This window comes from Xanthomonas axonopodis, from assembly GCF_001304695.1.
GTDB lineage: Bacteria > Pseudomonadota > Gammaproteobacteria > Xanthomonadales > Xanthomonadaceae > Xanthomonas > Xanthomonas axonopodis.
On record NZ_JFAQ01000181.1, the window covers coordinates 1 to 19,721 of the forward strand.

15 protein-coding genes, 1 other RNA gene and 4 pseudogenes are annotated in these 19,721 nt (G+C 64.9%); 11 read left to right on the forward strand and 9 right to left on the reverse strand.

Annotation, left to right across the window (positions count from 1 at the left end):
• Nucleotides 1-285 precede the first annotated feature (285 nt).
• Nucleotides 286-693: a MerR family transcriptional regulator gene (locus XAXN_RS15730; protein ID WP_054320247.1), complete on the reverse strand. Its 408-nt coding sequence runs from the start codon at nt 691-693 to the stop codon at nt 286-288.
• An 89-nt stretch (nt 694-782) separates the two neighbouring features.
• On the opposite strand from XAXN_RS15730, the gene XAXN_RS15735 reads away from it, so the two are divergent.
• The 6 genes from XAXN_RS15735 (at nt 783) to purU (ending at nt 6,273) form a co-directional block, all read left to right on the forward strand.
• Complete coding sequence (locus XAXN_RS15735) at nt 783-1,331, forward strand: alpha/beta fold hydrolase (protein WP_054320248.1); 549 nt, start codon at nt 783-785, stop codon at nt 1,329-1,331.
• Between the two features lie 261 nt (nt 1,332-1,592).
• Nucleotides 1,593-2,474, forward strand: coding sequence for an NAD-dependent protein deacetylase (locus XAXN_RS15740; RefSeq protein WP_054320258.1), 882 nt, complete (start codon nt 1,593-1,595; stop codon nt 2,472-2,474).
• Nucleotides 2,475-2,533: 59 nt separating this feature from the next.
• Nucleotides 2,534-3,652 (forward strand): NADH:flavin oxidoreductase/NADH oxidase, encoded by a 1,119-nt coding sequence (locus XAXN_RS15745; protein WP_054320259.1) that lies wholly within the window; start codon nt 2,534-2,536, stop codon nt 3,650-3,652.
• 35 nt (nt 3,653-3,687) lie between these two features.
• The gene (locus tag XAXN_RS15750; RefSeq protein WP_054320249.1) at nt 3,688-4,566 is read left to right on the forward strand and encodes an NAD(P)-dependent oxidoreductase; all 879 of its coding nucleotides are present in this window, start codon (nt 3,688-3,690) and stop codon (nt 4,564-4,566) included.
• A gap of 213 nt (nt 4,567-4,779) precedes the next feature.
• A complete protein-coding gene (locus XAXN_RS15755) occupies nt 4,780-5,172 on the forward strand; it encodes an XVIPCD domain-containing protein (protein WP_054320250.1) in 393 nt (130 codons plus the stop codon).
• Nucleotides 5,173-5,394: 222 nt separating this feature from the next.
• Nucleotides 5,395-6,273 (forward strand): formyltetrahydrofolate deformylase, encoded by an 879-nt coding sequence (purU, locus tag XAXN_RS15760; protein WP_174515506.1) that lies wholly within the window; start codon nt 5,395-5,397, stop codon nt 6,271-6,273.
• A 108-nt stretch (nt 6,274-6,381) separates the two neighbouring features.
• Here purU and XAXN_RS15765 read toward each other — a convergent pair.
• Nucleotides 6,382-7,063, reverse strand: a pseudogene (locus tag XAXN_RS15765) (response regulator).
• Nucleotides 7,060-7,509 (reverse strand): annotated as a pseudogene (locus XAXN_RS15770) (ATP-binding protein); the annotation flags it as partial. The pseudogenes XAXN_RS15765 and XAXN_RS15770, both read right to left, overlap by 4 nt.
• Nucleotide 7,510: 1 nt before the next feature.
• Here XAXN_RS15770 and XAXN_RS15775 point away from each other — a divergent pair.
• A pseudogene (locus XAXN_RS15775) lies at nt 7,511-8,515 on the forward strand (efflux transporter outer membrane subunit); the annotation flags it as partial.
• A gap of 61 nt (nt 8,516-8,576) precedes the next feature.
• Here XAXN_RS15775 and XAXN_RS15780 read toward each other — a convergent pair.
• The 4 genes from XAXN_RS15780 to XAXN_RS15795 all read right to left on the reverse strand — a co-directional run bounded on the left by XAXN_RS15780 (nt 8,577) and on the right by XAXN_RS15795 (nt 13,542).
• Nucleotides 8,577-10,538 carry a choice-of-anchor X domain-containing protein gene (locus tag XAXN_RS15780; protein WP_054320252.1) on the reverse strand — a complete coding sequence of 654 codons (1,962 nt, stop codon included), beginning with the start codon at nt 10,536-10,538 and terminating at the stop codon, nt 8,577-8,579.
• Nucleotides 10,539-10,955: 417 nt separating this feature from the next.
• Nucleotides 10,956-11,855 carry a methylenetetrahydrofolate reductase gene (locus XAXN_RS15785; RefSeq protein WP_054320253.1) on the reverse strand — a complete coding sequence of 300 codons (900 nt, stop codon included), beginning with the start codon at nt 11,853-11,855 and terminating at the stop codon, nt 10,956-10,958.
• Nucleotides 11,856-11,962: 107 nt separating this feature from the next.
• On the reverse strand, nt 11,963-12,628 hold the full coding sequence (locus XAXN_RS15790) for an epoxyqueuosine reductase QueH (protein WP_054320254.1): 666 nt from the start codon (nt 12,626-12,628) through the stop codon (nt 11,963-11,965).
• Nucleotides 12,628-13,542, reverse strand: coding sequence for a LysR family transcriptional regulator (locus tag XAXN_RS15795; RefSeq protein WP_054320255.1), 915 nt, complete (start codon nt 13,540-13,542; stop codon nt 12,628-12,630). Before XAXN_RS15795 ends, XAXN_RS15790 begins: the two co-directional genes overlap by 1 nt.
• A 186-nt stretch (nt 13,543-13,728) precedes the next feature.
• On the opposite strand from XAXN_RS15795, the gene msuE reads away from it, so the two are divergent.
• The 3 genes from msuE to XAXN_RS15810 all read left to right on the forward strand — a co-directional run bounded on the left by msuE (nt 13,729) and on the right by XAXN_RS15810 (nt 16,521).
• A complete protein-coding gene (gene msuE, locus XAXN_RS15800; protein ID WP_054320256.1) occupies nt 13,729-14,316 on the forward strand; it encodes an FMN reductase in 588 nt (195 codons plus the stop codon).
• Between the two features lie 164 nt (nt 14,317-14,480).
• The gene (locus XAXN_RS15805; protein ID WP_042821051.1) at nt 14,481-15,464 is read left to right on the forward strand and encodes a DUF1852 domain-containing protein; all 984 of its coding nucleotides are present in this window, start codon (nt 14,481-14,483) and stop codon (nt 15,462-15,464) included.
• 28 nt (nt 15,465-15,492) lie between these two features.
• Nucleotides 15,493-16,521 (forward strand): methionine synthase, encoded by a 1,029-nt coding sequence (locus XAXN_RS15810; RefSeq protein WP_054320257.1) that lies wholly within the window; start codon nt 15,493-15,495, stop codon nt 16,519-16,521.
• A gap of 209 nt (nt 16,522-16,730) precedes the next feature.
• Here XAXN_RS15810 and kdgT read toward each other — a convergent pair whose 3' ends face one another.
• Nucleotides 16,731-17,687, reverse strand: a complete 957-nt coding sequence (gene kdgT / locus XAXN_RS15815; protein WP_054320261.1) for a 2-keto-3-deoxygluconate transporter — start codon at nt 17,685-17,687, stop codon at nt 16,731-16,733.
• Nucleotides 17,688-17,822: 135 nt separating this feature from the next.
• Nucleotides 17,823-19,281: pseudogene (locus XAXN_RS15820) on the reverse strand (OprO/OprP family phosphate-selective porin).
• Nucleotides 19,282-19,479: 198 nt separating this feature from the next.
• Between XAXN_RS15820 and XAXN_RS21820 the strand changes: the two are divergent.
• Nucleotides 19,480-19,555: non-coding RNA, sX9 sRNA (locus XAXN_RS21820), on the forward strand.
• Nucleotides 19,556-19,721 lie beyond the last annotated feature (166 nt).

The window sequence follows — 19,721 nt, forward strand, 5'->3', positions numbered from 1 at the left end:
CGCCCGGTAACACTTGGCCTCGGTTCCGTAGCGATCCACGAACTCGGTCCGCGACAATCCCGGCGGAAACTGCACGATGTTGATCCCCATCTCCCACCTCCGTTGCCTTCAGCTGGGGCCATTGTCCAACCGCAGCGTCGCAGATCCTGCAACTACGGCTGAGCGATGGGGCTAATCAGGTCGGTGTATCTCCGCGAACCGGACGGCAATCTGATCGAGGTCAGCAATCTGCTGTAACGGCGGGCTGCTGCGTCATCTGCGCAGCGTGCGGTGGGGATGTGCCGCTCACCGCTTGCCGTGCATGCGTTGCGGCGTGATCAGCGCTGACGGATCTTGCGCCAGGGTGGCCAGCAATCGCGCGCGTCGGCGTTCCAGGTCGGCCAGTTGGCGTTCAATCAACTGTAGCCGTTGGCGATGCGCCGGCAGGGTTTCCGGGCACACCGGCGCGCCTTCCACCAGCCGCATGCAATCGGGAAACCGGCGGATGTCCTCCAGGCTGAAGCCGGTGCCGATCAGGCGCTGAATCTGCCGTATCTGCGTCACGCAGCTGTCCGCAAACAGCCGATAGCCAGTGGCGCTGCGCGACGAGGTCAGCAAGCCCTGGGCATCGTAGTGGCGGAGCGAGCGCACGCTGACGCCGGTCAGCTGCGCCAGCGCGCCGATGCGCATGTCAGCGTTGGAAGAGGTGCCCATCTGCCGAGCATACGTGGCACGCAGCGCTTGACCCTCACATCGGCGTGAGGCCCGACGATGCCGTCTTCCCTGTTCTGCAAGGCATCTCCATGTCCGTTCGACCCGCTTCACTTGCCAGCGCCCGCTGGTGGCAGCGCGCGCTGGCCAGCCTGCTGCTGTGTGTCTGCACGATCGCGTCAGCAAGCCCATCTGCAACCGCCAACTCGCGCAGCTACCAGGTCACTGCTCCAGATGGCGTGGCCCTGGCCGTGCAGGAGCATGGCGCCGCCGACGGCCAGGCGATAGTGTTCGTGCACGGCCTGCTTGGCAGCCGCATCGACTGGGATGCACAGCTGGCCGACCCGCAGCTGCAGGGCTACCGGTTGATCACCTACGACCTGCGCGGCCACGGGCTGTCCGGCAAACCGACCGCGGCATCGGCGTATCGGGAAGGCCTGCGCTGGGCCGACGATCTGGCAGCGGTGCTCAAGACCACGGGTGCCCGCAATGCGGTGCTGGTGGGGTGGTCGCTTCAGTTGCAGCCGCGTGCGCAGACCGTGCTGTATCCGGACGCCGGGCACGCGCCGTTCCTGGAAGACAGCGTGCGTTTCAATCAGGATCTGCTGCGCTTTGTCGAACAGATAGGCGGCGCGCCTTGAGCCCGGCTGCCACAGTGTGGCCGACCGCGCGAACGGATCGAAACCAACTGCGCGTCCATGGCGTGATGCTGTACCGTCTTCAGGCTCGCATCCAGGGCGGCGCGTTGCGCGTATTCGGTGTGCATCTTCACTCGTCGACGACGGCGTGGTGTGCACAGCTATGCGCGAGCAAGCGCGCCGGTCTGGCTGCCGACACGGCGCCGCAGCGCGCCGGGCGTGGCGCTGGTGCAACGTGCTCCCATGGCTTTCCGGAACCACCACATGACTGCTGTCCCCGCCCACGACGACCACACGCTGCAGGACTTCATCGAGCGCCATCAGCGCCTGTTCGTATTGACCGGTGCCGGCTGCAGCACCGATTCGGGCATTCCCGATTACCGGGACCTGCAAGGCGGCTGGAAGCGTCCACAGCCGGTGACGTTCCAGGCGTTCATGGACGAGCTGTCCACGCGGCAGCGCTATTGGGCGCGCAGCCTGGTCGGCTGGCCGCGCTTCGGCCTGGCGCAACCCAATGCCACCCATCACGCGCTCGCTGTGCTGGAAGCGCGCGGCCAGGTGGAAGTGCTGCTCACCCAGAATGTGGACCGCCTGCATCAGGCTGCCGGCAGCCAGGCGGTGATCGATCTGCATGGGCGGCTCGACGTGGTGCGCTGCATGGGCTGCGAGCGCCGCATGCCACGCACCGAATTTCAACTGTTGCTCGAGCAGGCCAATCCGGGCTGGGCAGCGCTTGAGGCCGCGCAAGCACCCGACGGCGATGCCGATCTGGACGATGTGGCCTTCGAGCATTTCGCGGTGCCGCCGTGCCCGGTGTGCGGTGGCGTGCTCAAGCCGGATGTGGTGTTCTTCGGCGAGAACGTGCCGCGCGAGCGGGTGGAGCGCGCCTTCGCGCATCTGCACGCCGCCGATGCAGTGCTGGTGGTGGGGTCGTCGCTGATGGTGTATTCGGGGTTTCGTTTCGTGCAGACCGCCGCGCGCAACGGCTTGCCGATCGCCGCGCTCAACTTCGGGCGCACGCGCGCCGACGAGCTGCTTACGCTGAAGGTGGAGCAGTCGTGTGCGCAGGCGCTTGCCTTCCTGCACGCGCCACCGGACCTGCCGCGTGGGCGCAGCGTCAATGACGCCAGTGCGCGCTCTGCATGACGCAGTGATCCATCGCAGCGGTTGTGTCGGCGGGCGCGGCGCAGTGCAATAAGAACCCGATGTCAGCTGTGGATGCCGCCTTGAGCCAGTTGTTCTCCCCCATCGCCTTCGGTCCGCTTGCGCTCGCCAACCGCATTGTCATCGCGCCGATGTGCCAGTACTCGGCACAGGACGGCCGCGCCAGCGACTGGCACCGCATCCACCTGGGCACCTTGTCGCAATCCGGCGCTGGCTTGCTGATTCTCGAAGCGGCCGCAGTGGTGCCGGAGGGGCGCATCAGTTACGCCGATCTTGGTTTGTACGACGACGCGACCGAGCAGGCCCTGGCCGAGGTACTGCAATCGGTACGACGCTGGTCGCCGATGCCGATCGGCATCCAGCTGGCGCACGCCGGCCGCAAGGCGTCGACCGAGCTGCCGTGGAAAGGCGGCCAGGCCATCGCACCCGATCACGCGCATGGCTGGCAGACCGTGTCCGCATCGGCGCTGCCGTTCCGCGCGGGGCAGCCGGCGCCGCAGGCACTGGATGAGGCGGGGATCGATGCCGTGGTGGATGCCTTTGTCGCATCGGCAAAACGTGCCGAACGGCTGGGCCTGGAGTTGATCGAATTGCACGCCGCACACGGTTATCTGACGCATCAGTTCCTGTCGCCCTTGAGCAACCAGCGCAGCGATGCGTATGGCGGGTCGCTGGAAAATCGCATGCGGCTGACGCTGCGCATCTTCGATGCGGTGCGTGCGGCCGTGTCGGAAAAAATCGCCGTTGGCGTGCGTATCTCGGCCACCGATTGGGTCGAAGGCGGTTGGGATGTGCAGCAAAGCATCGCCTTGTCGCAGGCGCTGGATGCACGCGGTGCGCACTACATCCATGTCTCCAGCGGCGGGCTGGATCCACGTCAGCAGATTCCACTCCAGGCCGGCTATCAAATTCCCTTCGCCCAGGAGATTCGCGCGCAGGTGCGCACGCCGGTGATTGGCGTAGGCTTGATCACCGAGCCGGCGCAGGCCGAGGCGATCCTGCAGCAGGGCCAGGCCGATGCAATCGCGCTGGCGCGTGGCATCCTGTACGACCCGCGCTGGCCGTGGCATGCCGCCGCGGCACTGGGCGCCTCGGTCACTCCGGCACCGCAATATTTGCGGTGCGAACCACGCGATGCGCGTGGCGTATTCGCCAACTGATTTGCACCTGACGTCACACCGAACAAGGACACCGCATGCCGATAGGATTTCTGGGCTTGGGCACGATGGGCCTGCCGATAGCACACAACCTGCTGCGTGGCGGGTTCGCGTTGAGCGTGTGGAACCGCTCGCCCGAACGCGCCCAGCCGCTGCGCGATGCTGGCGCCACGGTGGTGGAGCAACCGCGCGATGCCGCGCACGGCCCGCTGCTGTTTTCGATGCTAGCCGACGACAACGCAGTGCGCCAGACCTTGCTGGAGCGTGGCGTACTGGATGCGCTGCCGGCGGGCAGCGTGCATGTCAACATGGCCACCATCTCGGTGGCGCTGGCACATGAATTGACCGCGCTGCATGCCGAACGCGGTGTGGCCTACGTGGCCGCGCCGGTGCTTGGGCGTGTGGATGTGGCCGAAGCCGGCAAGCTCAATATTCTGGCCGCCGGCGATGAAGCGGCCGTGGCTCGGGTTCAGCCGATGTTCGACGCGCTGGGGCAGAAGACCTGGCACATCGGCAGCGCGCCTGAGCAGGCCAATGCCGTCAAACTGGCCGCCAACTTCTGCCTGGCCAGCGCCATCGGTGCCATGGCCGAAGCCAGCGCGCTGGCACGCGGGCACGGCGTGGATGCCACGCAATTTCTGGGCATGCTCACCAGCACCTTGTTTGCCGCGCCCGCCTACCAGGGCTATGGCCGGCTGATCATGCAGCACGAATACCTGCCGGCGGGTTTCACCGCCACGCTGGGCCGCAAGGACGTGGACCTGGCTATCCAGGCCGGCGCCAACAAGCAGGTGCCGATGCCGTTGGGCGAATTGCTGCGCGCCGGGCTGGACGAGGCCATTGCACATGGCGACGGCAACGCAGACTGGGCGGTACTGGCGGAAGTCTCGGCGCGGCGGGCAGGGCAGGTGGCCTGATCACCATTGCGCAAAGGGCTATCGCCCTGCGCAAGTCACTTCGCTTCGCGCCACGGCGGCCCGCCGCTCGCTCACCTGAACATGCAGCAGACCTTCTAAAATGCCGGCTCGTGACAGCCGCCGCTCCAGGGAGGATGCGATGCGACACCTGCATATCACGCTCGGTTCGACCGAGCGCACACCGTGCGCACTGGCGTGCGCCGGTGGCACGCGATGACCGACGCGCCGGTCATCAATCAGGGCCCGGTGGGCCCCGACCATCCCGAGCACCCGGACCACTACCTGTTCGCACAGATCCGCGAAGCGGTCGGCGTGCTGGACGCCGAGTTAGGCAAGCCCGTCGACGAGGCGAGCGAGCGCATGGCCGCGCGTCTGCTGCCGCTGGCCAAGCAGCATGGCTTCGATCAGGTGGACTACGTGGTGCTCAGTCGCCATCTGGGCGAAGTCGGCGAGAACGTGTTCCTGGTGCGTGGCGAGCTGTCCGATCCGGCGCATCTGCGTGTGCACATCACCACGCAGGAAGCCATGGAAACATCGGTGGACGCATCGCTTGCGCAGCTGGACGAGATCAACCGGCGGCTGATGCTGCGTTTGCCGCCGCGCTGAGAGCCGTTGCCAGACCTGCGTGGCGGTGCCGCGTAACCGGCCATCAGCGCATGGCGCGTGATGCGCTGCACTGCCGAGCTGCACGTCATTTTGGCTGCACGTCATCGTGCAGCACGAGCGCAACGCGACCACGGTCAGCGCGTCGAACATCGGCTGGACGGCACACCGTTTTTTGCGCCTGTTCGCACTGCAAAAGTTACCGACGCAAGCACTGCGTCGGTGATGTCGTGCATTGGCTATCATTCGCCTATGCGCTCCGACTACATCCTCACCCTGTCCTGTCCCGACCGCACCGGTATCGTCTATCGCGTGACCGGGCTGCTGTTCGACCTGGCCTGCAACATTCTCGACGCGCAGCAATTCGGCGACGACGAAAGCGGGCGATTCTTCCTGCGCGTGCATTTCCACAAACCGGCAAAGACCGACATTGCCGCGCTGGAGCAGCGCTTTGCGGTGCTGGCCGACGAGTTCCAGATGGCATGGCAACTGCACGACGCCCGCCGCCGCGCGCGCCTGCTGGTGCTGGTGAGCAAGCAGGGCCATTGCCTCAACGACCTGCTGTTCCGCATGCACAGCCGGCAATTACCGGTGGACATCGCCGCGGTCGTCTCCAATCACACCGACTTCGCGCCGTTGGCAGCGTCCTACGGCATCGCCTTCCACCATCTGCCGGTGAGCGCCGACACGCGCGCCGCGCAGGAAGCGCAACTGCTCGCGTTGGTGGATGATCTGCAGATCGATCTGGTGGTGCTGGCGCGCTACATGCAGATCCTGTCGCCGCAGCTGTGCCGGGCATTGGCCGGGCGCGCGATCAATATCCATCACAGTTTCCTGCCCAGCTTCAAGGGCGCGCAGCCGTATCACCAGGCACACGCGCGCGGTGTCAAGATCATCGGCGCCACCGCGCACTACGTCACCGAAGATCTGGACGAAGGCCCGATCATCGAACAAGACGTCGCCCGCGTGGACCATGCCATGACTCCACGCGACCTGATCCGCCTGGGCAGCGACACCGAATCGCTGGTGCTGGCGCGTGCAGTGCGTCGCCACGTCGAACACCGCATCGTGCTCAATGGACATCGTACGGTGGTGTTTCGGTGAGGCCGGGATTGGGGATTGGGGATTCGTCAAAGCCGGCAGTATCGCAGCCGTCACGTGATCAGTCAGGCCGCTTTTACGAATCTCTCATCCCGAATCCCGAATCCCGAATCACGGCTCAAAGCGATACCCCGCGCCATAGACCGAGCGGACCCAGTCCTCGCCGCCGGCGTCGGCGAGCTTGCGGTGCAGATTCTTGACGTGGCTGTCCACCGTGCGGTCGGTGACGATGCGGTGGTCGGCGTAAAGCCGGCCCATCAGTTGCTCGCGCGAGTACACACGCCCCGGGGCGCGGGGAGGGTGCGCAGCAGGCGGAATTCGACCTGGGTCAGGTCGAGGTCGCGGCCATGCACGCTGGCGCGACAGGCGTCCTCGTCGATTGCAAGCCCGGTGCCGGTGCGCCGTGGGGGGCGTGGCGATGACGGCGCAACACTGCCTGGACGCGCGCCACCACTTCGCGCGGGCTGAACGGCTTGCAGATGTAGTCGTCCGCGCCGATCTCCAGGCCCAACAGGCGGTCGATTTCCTCCACGCGCGCGGTGACCATGATCACCGGCACCGCGCTTTCCTTGCGCAGGTCGCGGCAGATGTCCAGGCCGCCGCGGTTGGGCACCATCAGGTCCAGCAGCACCAGGTCCGGCTGCTGCGCGCGGAATGCGCCCAGCGCTTGCGCGCCATCGGCGATCCAGCCGCGCGAATAGCCGGCCGCGTACAGGTACTCGCCCAGCACCGCGGCCAGGCGCGGTTCGTCCTCGACGATCAGCACATGCCCGAGCGGGGAGGCGCTGCTCATGCGGCCAGCGCCGACAAGCGCAGCACCATGCGCAATCCGCCGAGTGCGGAAGCCTCGGCGTGGATCGAACCGCCATGCGCCTCGGCGATGTTGCGGCAGATCGCCAGGCCCAGGCCGCTGCCGCCGCTGGCACGATTGCGCGAGGCCTCTGTGCGGTAGAAGCGTTCGAACAGGCGCGCGCGCTTGTCTGTATCCACCCCCGGTGCGCTGTCTTCGACCACCAGGTCCAGCAGCGTGCCGCGGCGCACGCAGCGCACCTGCACCGTGCCGCCGGCGTCGGTGTAGCGCAGTGTGTTTTCCAGCAGGTTGCCCAGCAGTTGCTGCAGACGGCGTTCGTCGCCGTCCACCTGCAGCGGGCCGGCCTCGATCTGCGCCTGCACCTGCAGCTGCGCAGCGGCAAAGCGCGCACGCATGCCGTCCCGCATGGTTGCCAGGATGACCGCCATCAAGAACGAGACGCTGGAAAGCTATCTTGCCAGTGAGCAAACCCAGCGCAGCACGCGTCTGAGTTTGGTCGCTGAAGTGGCCAACGACTGGTTGACCGTCGCCGCCGATCGACAGCGTCTGGCGCTCGCGCAACAGACCCTGGACAGCCAACGCGAGACGCTGCGTCTGACCGAGCTGCAGCACGACAATGGCATCGCCTCCGGTCTGGATCTGGCGCAGATCCAGACCAGCGTGGAAAGCGCGCACGCTGATGTGGCCAATTACACCACCCAGCTGGCGCAGTCGCGCAACGCCTTGAATCTGGTGGTGGGCACGCCGGTGCCGGCTGCATTGCTGCCTGCCAGCGATGCGATCGAGACCGGTGTGGCGCTGGCGCCGTTGCCGGCCCAGCTGGAATCGCGGGTGTTGTTGCAGCGCCCGGACGTGCTGTCGGCCGAGCACACGCTCAAGGCCGCCAATGCAGATATCGGCGCGGCGCGCGCGGCCTTCTTCCCCACCATCTCGTTGACCGCCAATGCCGGGTGCGGCAGCGATGCGTTATCCAGCCTGTTCGATGGCGACCATACGTGGTCGTTCTCGCCCAGCGTGAGCTTGCCGATCTTCCGCGCCGGCGCGTTGAAGGCCGAACTGGATGTGGCCAAGTTGCAGAAGGACATCACCATTGCGCAGTACGAATTGGCGATCCAGACCGCCTTCAGTGAAGTGGCCGATGCACTCGCCGAACGCACCCAGCTCGAAGAACGCATGCACGCGCAACAGGCGATGGTGGACGCCGCACAACGCAGCTTCAGCCTGTCGGATGCGCGTTATCGCAATGGCGTGGACAGTTACCTGGTGGCGCTGGATGCGTAGCGCACGCTCTACAGCGCACAACAGACACTGATCAGCTTGCGGCTGACCGAGGCGAGCAACCGAGTGACCTTGTACAAGGTGCTGGGTGGTGGCGCCGATGCACAATCGGTCGTGGTATCAACCCACGCCCCGGCCCCGGCCCCGCAACACTAGCGCCGGTTGCAACGCGATGGCCGGCGCACGCCCCGGCCATCGCACCGCAGATCAACCCGTCTTACCTCGCCGCATTCGCATTCATCACCGCATTGCGGTTGGCATCCAGATATTGCGCCGGGTCGCGCATGCCGGTGGTGTGGCATTGGCCGGTGGTGTGGCCGCGATTCACGCCACCCGGCAGCTGCGCGTTGACCTCCTCCACGACGCCGTCTTCCGGGTCGTTCAAGACAAGGTCCGAGGCAGCGTTGCAGTAGTCGTCTATATACCACTTCTTGCTCTTGGCGAACGAGGTGGTGTAGTAGTTGACCTTTGCGCGTGCATCGGCCGGAATGCCGGCCAGCCAGGCCTTGGCGCCGTCGTAGGTCATGTCGGTGTTGGTACCGCAGCTTTTACCGAACCATGAACCCAATGCGGCCAGCACGCCGGCCATATTGGTGCCTTGATACGGCGTGCCGACCGATTGCATTACCAGCCCACCGGTGGCGTTATCCAGCCCGCTCCAGTAGTAGGTGTACAGGTGCAGCGCGGCCATGCCGCCCTGGCTGTGCGCTACCGTTGAGAACGACGACCATTGGCTGGCGAACTGTGCAAGCCGCTGCGCGAACTGGTCGTTGCTGCGGTTCTGCTTGGCATCCATGAAGGTCGATGCATTGGTGAATTGCGCCTGCGGCCACACGCCGTTGGAGCAATAGCCGTGCACCAGCACCAGTTGCGAAGTGGCGGCCTGTGGCTGCGCCGTCGCCATCGCGGAAGCCAGTGCAGTCGGGCGCGGGCCCATGCGCATGCTTTCGTCGATCGCCATGCTGGCGCGGGCGATACTGGCGCGGCGTAGCGTGGGCACTTGCAACGGCAGCGTGCCGACCTGCACCAGCGGGATGTAATGGTCCGGGTCTTCGATGCGCAGGTTGCGCAGCGTAAACGGTGCCCGCGCACCGGCACGCGCAATCCAGCGTTCGTCCAGGCTCAGTGGCAGCTGGCTTTGCTGCGGCGTCAGCATGCCGCCGATCCACGCCACCGGTACGTCCTTGCCCTTGGCATCGGTGCCCCATACCTGGCCGAACACGCGGTAATGCGACGGTGCCTTGCCACGCGCAGCGACCGGTAGCGCAATCGTCAGCCGCATGCCCTCTGCAGCGCGCGCGCCCAGTGCATTGCCAAGCAGACGCAACGACGTATCCACCACCGGCACCACATGCTCGCTGGTCCGCACGAACGGCTGGCCAGCCTGGTCATGCCCATGCACGATCACCTGCGCAATCCAGGTGCCCTCGCTGGTGGGTTGGAAGGTGCCGCCGTACACGCCATCGCCAGCGGCGCCATCATCATGCTTGCCGTCATCGGCCATCGGCAGGCTGCGTACACCGCCCTGCGGATCGATCACACGCAGGCTTGCCTCGTCGATGGTTCCAGCTTGTGCCGTCAGCAGCGTGGCACCGCGTGCATCCTTGCCGCTCAGCAGCGCGTTGAGCGTAAGCGGCTGGCCAACCTGCTGCTGACGCGTGCGCAGGTACGAAGCAAGCTGCGTGCGCGCATCGCCTTCCATCAGCACGTAGCCACGCTGGGCCGCCGGCGAGGCCGACTGCAGTGTCAATGACCATGTGCCGTTCTGCGCCGACTCCACGGCGTAGCGCATGCCGCTGGTGCCGTGCTCGGCGGTGCCCAGCAGTGTGCGCTGCGCTTGCAGCGGCGTCGCCACGGTGGCGGTGCGCGCGCCGGCAAGCTGAGGTGCAGCCACTGCCGCATCCCAGGCCTGATCGCCGGACAGCACCATGAAGCGCAGGTGCCCGTTTTCCACCGGCAAACTGCCTTGCCAACGCGCGGATTGACCGACCGGTGTCAGTTCGACCGGCAGCAACGCACTCTTGGACAAGATCGCCGACTCGGCCGGATCTGGCGCGCGCATCTGCGCGAACTCTTCCGGCGGGCCAGCCAATTGTTTGGGCTGCAACTCGGCCGCCGCAAGCGGCGCAGAGAGCAGTGAGAGGGAGCACAGCAGCGACAACAGCGACGGCTTCGGCATGGAGAGATCTCTCAATGAGCGTTGAAGAAACGATGCCCTCGCGCAGGGCAACGACATCGGATGCAGCGCGCCTCGCCGTGATTTGCCGGCGAGCATGCCGCGCTCCTGTGACACGTTTGCTGGATGCTGCAATACCTCACGCGCGCTAAGCGCTTGGCTAGAAAGAAAGAACACAGCCTATGAGCAGGATCGCGGAGGAGAGGTTGTTCCCGAGAAGAGAGAGGTGGCGAATGATGACGCCCTTCTTTCCACTCTGTTGCGAATGCGGCCGCAGTGAACATCATGACCTAACCAACGCTACATGCAGCGCACTCAGTGGCTCGAATCCTTGGCGATCTTGCCACTGACTGACAGCCCGCTCAGTCGCAGTGTGACGGCCTCAAGGCTTTGTCGATTTGCAACCCGCACTAGCGTGCTTCAGGCCCGATCCACTCGCACGGCGCGGGTGCGATCTTGTGGCGCGGTGCGCGAACGATACTGCGCAACCCACTCTACCGACTGGGCGATGCCGCCGAACGGAAACAGGTGCAGTCGGATATCTCCATGCGCTTGCGTCAGGCGGCTCACGAGGCGATCGACAAAGCGATCCGGCCCTGCGTTGCCGAACAACTTGCCGATGGAGATGCCATAGTTTGAGAGCACCGACGCGCAGGCGCCGACACCGCAGCTTGCCGCATAGCGTGCGAGGACGGCGACGCTGGCCGGACCAGGCACGCCCACCCGCACCGGATGGCTCATGCCACGCGCGCGCAGCGCTTCCAGCCATGTCACCACGAGGTCGGCATCGAACCCGAACTGCGTCACGATCAGGGGCGCCATGCCGCGCTCCTGGATGCTGCGACACTTGCGTTCCAGCACGTCCCATTGGTCTGCCGTGCGCATGATCGGATGCCCTTCCGGGTGACCCGCTACGCCGATCGTGCGGATGCCTGCGCGTTCAAACACGCCCGTTTCGATCAGCGACACGCTGTCGGGAAACGATCCCTTCGGCGTGGACCGATCACCTGCGATCACCAGGCAGCGGGTGACGTCGGCCTCATCGACCAGGCGCGCGATAAATGCCTGCACTTGCTCGAGCGAGCCGATGCGACGCGCGGAAAGATGTGGCACCGGTTCGAAACCAAGGCCGCGTACCATCTGTGCTGCGGCCAGCCGCGCAGCGTCGTTTTGGCCTGGCAGGTAGGGAATGAACATGGCCGAGCCAGGCAGGATACGCGGCGCCGCGTTGGTCAGCGCGCCGATGTCCTTGATGCTGACCTCCAGCGAATAGGCGTCGGTCATGGTGCTGGCGAGGCGCGGCGTGTCGGTAGAAATCACAGGTCTTGCAGTCTTGTCATGATGATGGGGTGGCATCGCCACAGCGTGATGGTCTAGCGGGAGGAGCCCGAAATCCACATGCGGTCGTCGCTGAACTGGCGAAGGGCTCAGTCTTGCTGCTCGTCATCGCCGTAGAACTTCACGCCGAGTTGAATGCGCTTGCGACCGCTGTCCACGCGGTGACGATTGGTATCGCGCAGGGAATAGACGCAGCCGCAGTATTCCTGTTGATAGAAGTGTTCGCGCTTGCTGATCTGAATCATGCGCGAGGCGCCACCGCCCTTGCGCCAGTTGTACTCCCAATACATCAAGCCGGGATATTTGGCCGCAGCGCGAATGCCGCAGTCGTTGATCTGCTGCATGTTTTTCCAGCGCGAGATGCCCAGCGAACTGGTGATCACCGGAAAGCCGTGCTCGTGGGCATACAGCGCGGTGCGTTCAAAGCGCATGTCAAAGCACATGGTGCAACGCAGGCCACGCTCAGGTTCGTTTTCCATTCCGCGTGCCCGCTCGAACCAGTTGTCCCGATCGTAGTCGGCATCGATGAAGGGCACGCCGAACTGTTCGGCAAAACGCACGTTCTCGTCCTTGCGCAGCTCGTATTCCTTGCGCGGATGAATGTTGGGGTTGTAGAAAAAGATGGTGTAGTCGATGCCGGAGGCCAGCATTGCCTCCATGACTTCGCCCGAGCACGGCGCGCAGCAGGAATGCAGCAACACCTTGGCGTGGCCGTCAGGCAGTGGAAGGGGCATGCGCTCGGCAGTGAAATCCATCAGTGGGGTCCTTGCATATAGGCAGTGGCATTGGCTGGCGCACGCGCCAGTTCGATAAACGCGCGCAGATAATCGATCGCGATGTCCGCCTCGCGTGCGCCCAGGTAGATCTGCTTGGGGATGCCGCGCGCACCCAGCCGCACCGGCACCACGTCCATTCTGGCCGCATATTCCTCAACTAGCCAGCGCGGCATGGCGGCCACGCCGCGGCCGCTGGCCACCATCTGCATCATGATGTCGGTGGTTTCGATGGCCTTGTGGCGCCGCGGGGTGACGCCGGCCGGCAACAGAAACTGGCTGTAGATGTCCAGGCGCTGAAGATCCACCGGGTAGCTGATCAGCACCTCGCGTGTGAGCTGCTGTGGCTTGACGTAGGCCGCCGACGCCAGCGCATGGCGCTTGGCCACCACCAGCACCTGCTCGTAGTCGAACACCGGCTCGAACCTGAGCCCTGGCTTGAACAGCGGGTCGGGCGTGACCAGCAGATCGATCTCGTAGCCGAACAACGCGCCGATGCCGCCGAACTGGAACTTCTGCTTCACATCCACATCCACATCCGGCCACGTGGCCAGGTACGGGGCCACCAACTTGAGCAGCCACCGGTAGCAGGGATGGCACTCCATGCCGATGCGCAGCGCACCGCGCTCGCCCTGCGCAAACTGCCCCAGCCGCTCTTCGGCCAGATCCAGTTGCGGTAGCACCCGGTTCGCCACCGCCAGCAGGTACTGGCCGGCCTGGGTGAGGCGCAGGCTGCGCCCCTCGCGCAACCAGATGTCGGTGCCCAGCTGCTGTTCCAGCTTCTTCATGCTGTGACTCAGCGCCGACTGGGTCAGATTCAGCACGCCTGCGGCGGCGGTGAGCGAGCCTTGCTGCTCGACCTGCTGGACGATGGTGAGATGGATGCGCTCAAGCATTCAAATGATCCGAGTTCATGGATTGTTGAAATAACACCATTTTACTTCATTGAATGCGAGCCCTAACATCGGGGCTCGTTGTTCAGTCGCTGCCGTGTCAACGGGTTCGGACCAAGGCGCGGCCGATGGGTCGGGCCGCCATCTCCCGGCGCACCGCACGACATCCCCACCGCGAAGGTTTCCAGCATGACTGTCAAACACCCACTCCGCGTCGTTGCGGTCTCCGGCGGGATGCAACGCCCCTCCAAGGCTGTCGCCCTGGCAGAACACCTGCTGGAGCTGATCGCCGATCAGGTGCCATGTGAGCGCCATCTGGTCGAAATTGGAGCATTGGCACCGCATTTCGCTGGCGCGCTCTGGCGTACCCAGGTACCTGGCGCGGTGGAGCAGGCGCTCTGCCTGGTAGAGCAGGCCGACATCCTGGTGGTGGCAACCCCGGTCTACCGCGGCTCCTTCACCGGACTGTTCAAGCATTTCTTCGATTTCGTCGATCAAGACGCGCTGATCGACACCCCCGTGCTGCTCGCCGCAACCGGCGGCAGCGACCGCCATGCGTTGGTGATCGACCATCAGCTACGTCCGCTCTTCAGCTTCTTCCAGGCACGCACCTTGCCGCTGGGCGTCTACGCAACCGACCGGGATTTTCTGGACTACCGCGTGCACAACGAGGCGCTGGCCGAGCGGGCCAGGCTGGCGGTGCAGCGGGCATTGCCGTTGATCGAGCTGACCCGGCATGCGCGGTCCATCGCCGCGCAGGGCGTGGCCGCAGCTTAACTGGCCCAACCCAAGGTGGCCTGGCCGGCCACGGCGCTGTCCTCGGCCACACGACGCTCGGCACATGCCCGCCGACCCGGATTTCAGCCGTGCGTGTCGCCGGCAACACCCACTGCGCAGCGCAATGCGCGCGTCCCATCCTAGAAACAAGGCATCAGTTCGCCATGACTCAAGCATTGAATTTCGCCATCAAGAGCCTGCGCTTCGATGAGGACTACCGTCCCTCGGCCACCACGCGCAACACCACCAATTTCGCCAACCTGGCCAGAGGTCAGCGACGCCAGGAAAACTTGCGTAACACGCTGGCGATGATCAATAACCGCTGCAACGATCTGGCGCACTGGGATAACCCCAATCGTGACCGATATGCGCTGGAGCTGGACATCATCTCCGTCGAAATGCAGATCGGCGAACGCGCGCTGGACGATGCGTTCCCGTTGATCGAGATATTGAAGCCCACCATCGTCGATCGGCACACCGGTGCGCGCATCGACGGCATTGCTGGCAATAACTTCTCTTCCTACGTGCGCGACTACGATTTCAGCGTACTGCTGCCAGCGCACAACCAAGACGCGTCCGGCTTCAACATCCCGGAAGATTTTGGCGATCTGCATGGCAAGCTGTTCAAGCACTTCGTGCATTCGGCCGCTTACACAGCGCGTTTCCAGAAGCCGCCGGTCATCTGCATCAGCGTCTCCACCAGCAGAACCTATCACCGCACCGGCAACCAGCACCCCATCCTGGGCATCGAATACCGGCAGGACGCGTTTTCGTTGACCGATCAATACTTCGAAAAGATGGGCCTGCAGGTGCGCTATTTCATGCCGCCGAACAGCGTTGCTCCCCTGGCGTTCTACTTCTTCGGCGACCTGCTCGGCGACTACACCAACCTGGAGCTGATTGGCACCATCGCCACGATGGAAACGTTCCAGAAGATTTACCGGCCAGAAATCTACAACGCCAACGCTGCAGCAGGGCCGACCTATCGGCCGAGCCTGAAGCATCAGGATTATTCGTCCACCCAGATCGTCTACGACCGCGAAGAGCGCAGCCAGCTCGCCGTGACGCAGGGCAGATTCACCGAAGAGCATTTCATCCGGCCCTACGGCAGCCTTCTTGCGCAGTGGGCGTCCAGCCACGCTTCCTAATCAACCAGAACGCACGACATTGCCCATCATGACAAAGCTGCTTCTCACCTCAACCGCCGGTAGCCTGCCCAAGCCGTCCTGGCTGGCCCAGCCCGAAACGCTGTGGTCGCCCTGGAAATTGCAGGACGCCGAACTGACCGAAGGCAAGCAGGATGCATTGCTGTTGGCACTGCAGGAACAGCAGCACGCCGGCATCGATATCGTCAGCGACGGCGAACAGACCCGCCAGCATTTCGTCACCACCTTTATCGAACACCTCAGCGGCGTGGATTTCGAAAAGCGCGAGACGATCAGGATTCGCGACCGCTACGACGCCAGCGTGCCAACCGTCGTTGGTGCGGTCAGCCGCCCGAGATCGGTGTTCGTGGACGATGCCAAATTCCTGCGTCAGCAAACCCGCCAGCCGATCAAGTGGGCGCTGCCCGGCCCGATGACGATGATCGACACCCTCTTCGATGCGCACTACAAAAGCCGCGAAAAACTGGCATGGGAGTTTGCCAAGATCCTCAATCAGGAGGCCAGGGAACTGGAAGCCGTCGGCGTGGACATCATCCAGTTCGACGAACCGGCCTTCAATGTCTTCTTCGACGAGGTCAACGACTGGGGTGTTGCCACCCTGGAGCGCGCGGTGGAGGGGCTGAAGTGCGAGACTGCCGTCCACATCTGCTACGGCTACGGCATCAAGGCCAATACCGACTGGAAGCAGACGCTAGGCTCGGAGTGGCGCCAGTACGAAGAGTCGTTCCCCAAGCTACAGACCTCCTCGCTGGATATCATTTCGCTGGAATGCCACAACTCGCACGTGCCGATCGATCTGATCGAACTGGTCCGCGGCAAGAAGGTGATGGTCGGTGCCATCGACGTGGCAAGCAGCACGATCGAAACACCACAGGAAGTGGCCGAGACACTGCGCAAAGCGCTGCGCTTCGTCGATGCCGACAAGCTCTATCCCTCCACCAACTGCGGCATGGCACCGCTCGCCCGGCACGTGGCGCGCGGCAAACTCAGTGCACTCAGTGCAGGCGCGCAGATCGTGCGTGGAGAGCTGTCGGCTTAGCGCAGCTGCCGCAGCAAGTGCGCCACGCGCCGTCGGGCGGCCTGGCGTGTGCGCGCACGCGGCAGGTGGCGGTCGTGCACATCGTCCACGTGATCGTCGGCGGCTGCGCATGGGCGTGGCCGGAGCCTGCTCGCTCCGGCGTCGTGCAGGCGGCAATGGCTAACGGCCCATGCATCCCAACGCACGCTGCATGCATCAGTCAACAGTTCTCAGCGGCTGCTCACACGGTGATGGCGTGCATACCAGGCCGTCAATAGCGGCACCAGCAACGAGGTGACGATGACCGCGCTGGCCACCAGCGCCGTCGCGGCCGGCGCTGCGGGTGCGAACTGCGGCGCCATGCCGGCGATCAGGGCCGGAGTCGCCACGGCGGCACCGGCGGTGCTGGAGGCGGCCACCCCGGCCGTGCCGTTGCCGCCGCCGATCCAGCGGTCGGCCAGCAGCAAGGGCAGCCCGGTGATCACGATGACCGCCACGCCCAGCAGCACCCCGCTTGCGCCGGTGTGGGCGATGGTCGACAGATCCAGCGTGTTGCCGAGCGCGAAGCCGAAGAAGGGCACCAGCGTCTTGGTCGCCTGCGCGAAGAACTGCCGCAAGTCCGCGTCGAGGTTGCCCAGGGCAAAGCCCAGCAACAGCGGCAGCAACGCACCGACGAACAGCAGTGGGTCGAAGGTGGCCAGGCCGCTGGTGCCCAGGATCAGCATGGAGATCAGCGGGCCCGATTCCAGCGACATCAGCACCACCGCCCCTGCGTCTTCGCTGCTGCCGTATTGCTGCATCAACGCGGCGTATAGCCCGCCATTGGTCATGTCCATCGCGGCCACCAGTGCCAGGACCGACAGCCCGGCCAGCGGCCCGCTCGGCACACCGCCGATGGGAAGGAGCGGTGCGCACAGCACTGCGACGAGCCAGGCCACCGCGATCTTGGTCAGCACCAGGCTGCCCGAACGGCGCAGCACCCGTCCGGAGGCGCGCAGTTGGATGGTTGCCCCCATGCAGAAAAACCACACTGCCAGGATCGGAACGATGCCGCTGATCAAGCCGTTGCTGAAAGCCCCCAAGGTGCTGCCGGCCTGTGGCCAGAGCGTGTGGCAAAGCGCCCCGAGCAACAGGGGGACCAGCATCATCCCGCCAGGAAGCCGCTCCACCGTGGCCTTGATGCGCATATGCGTTCCAGTGAGCGCGTCACCACGCGCGGGGTTGGCAGCATCGCGCAGGCACCTGCGTGCATGCAGATCCCGGCGCGAATGCACGCAGCCGCACACGAATGCGCCGGCCATGACCGGCGCTGCCGACCTTGCTCAGTAATTGACCTGCAGCTGCAGGCGCAGCAAATCGCCTTCCACCACCGGATATGGCGCGGTGCTGACGTCGGTGCGCTTCATCTTCGAATAGGCGAACACCAGCTCCAGCGCATCCATCGGCCGCCATTCGACACCGGCTTCCACTTCGTCCAGACGCATGCGCGGGGCATTGGTGTCGAACTTGGAGCCGCCGCGGTAGGTCTGCCATTTCAGGTACGGCAGCAAGGTGCGGTAGTTGAAGTCGTGCTTGAACATGGCCTGCACATAGCCGCCGCTCAGCGAGCGGGTGCGGATGCGGCGCTGTTCCACATCCAGTTCCGGACCACGGCCCACCGTCCACTCCGCCTGCAGTCCGAATGGCTGTGGGTAATAGATGATGTGCGCGGCCACGCGCTGGTCGGTGTAGCCGTTGGGGTCGGTGATGGCCGGGGTGAAGCTGCGGCCACCGATGTTCACTGCCGCCGCGGTTGGCACGAAGCGGCCGGCGTAGGCATCGGCGCCCACTTCCAGATACTGGCCGTTGGCCAACTTGAACGGGTAGGTGGCGTGCACCACCGCGTGCATGCTGTCGTCACGCTCGGCGCGGTTGGCGCCCTGGCCCGTTGTACACACCGGCACCGATCGCGCCGTAATCGCCCGAGCCCTTCAATCCCGACTTGACCAGGTCCTGTAAGCGGCCCTTGGCCACGGTGGGGCTGTAGTAGAACACCGCACCGATATCGCGTTCGTCGCGCAGGCCCGAGTTGAGCGCATCGGCGCGATCCAGGGAGAGCCGGTTCTGGCTGGACTGCAAATTTTCCCAGCCGTACGGCATTTTCGACTGACCTACACGTACGCGGTATTGGCGCTTCTTGTCGAAGAAGATATCGGCGTAGGCATCGCGCAGCTGCGCAAAGTTGGAGGTGGTCGAGCCGGTGGGCGTGCTCGCAAAATCCGGCTGGAAATACAGCGACACGTGCTCGTTGAGATCGCCGCTCAGCACCAGGCGCGCTCGGCGGATGCCCAGGCTCTGGTCGTTGCCGATAAAGCGGTCGCCCGGCGCGCGCAGGTCCTGGGCATCGCCGCCGATGCCTTGGTTGTAGCGGATCTGGGTGTAGCCGCGCAGGCTGAGTTTGTCGTACCACTTCTTGCCGGCGTCGCCGGACTTTGCCGGCACTGGCGTTGCAACCGGCGCAGGCGCTGGCGCGGCCTGGGCAATGACCGTGTCGGCCGGCGTGGCGGTGCCAGGCGCGGGCGGCAACGGTTGTGCAGGCGCGGCGGGCATCGCCGACGCCGGCAGTTTGCCATTTTCGTCCACCTGCACGAAGGTGCCCAGCTTGTCGCGACCCGGCGCCGGCTCGGCGAAGATCTGCTTGGTCTTGCGGTCGACGTACAGTTCCAGCTCCGCGGCCAGCGTGCTGCCGCTGCCGGTCGCGCTGAGAGCGCACAGAACGGTGGCGAGATTGTGTTTTTTCATTAGTCCGGCTCGTGCAAGGGAAACGGGTCGGCGGCTGCGTCGATCCGGTGCAGCCAAGAGGGCGGCTGCACGGCGTGGTAGCGCCTGCCAGGCACAAGGTTGTCCTGACGTAGCGGCAATGGCAGCAGTTATATTTAGAGGGGCTAACAAAACTACTGCGCAGCCGCCAGGCGGGCGCGGCCGGTGCTCGGAATCCTCATGTACCCCTCGTACACTCCGGTTCCTGTGCGCCGTCCACGCCCACCTGACGACCGCTCGCTACGTTTTGTTAGCCACTCTAAGTCCGCCGGGATCTTAGCCGTGCCCCTGCCTGGCGAGCGGCCCGGAGCGAACTACTGCATGAAATACGGTCGCCGGCCAGGCGCGGTTGCGCGGCGCAGACAGCCTGGACTCAGTGCGCGAAATCCCACTGCAGCCCCACCGTGTAGGTGCGGTCCGGG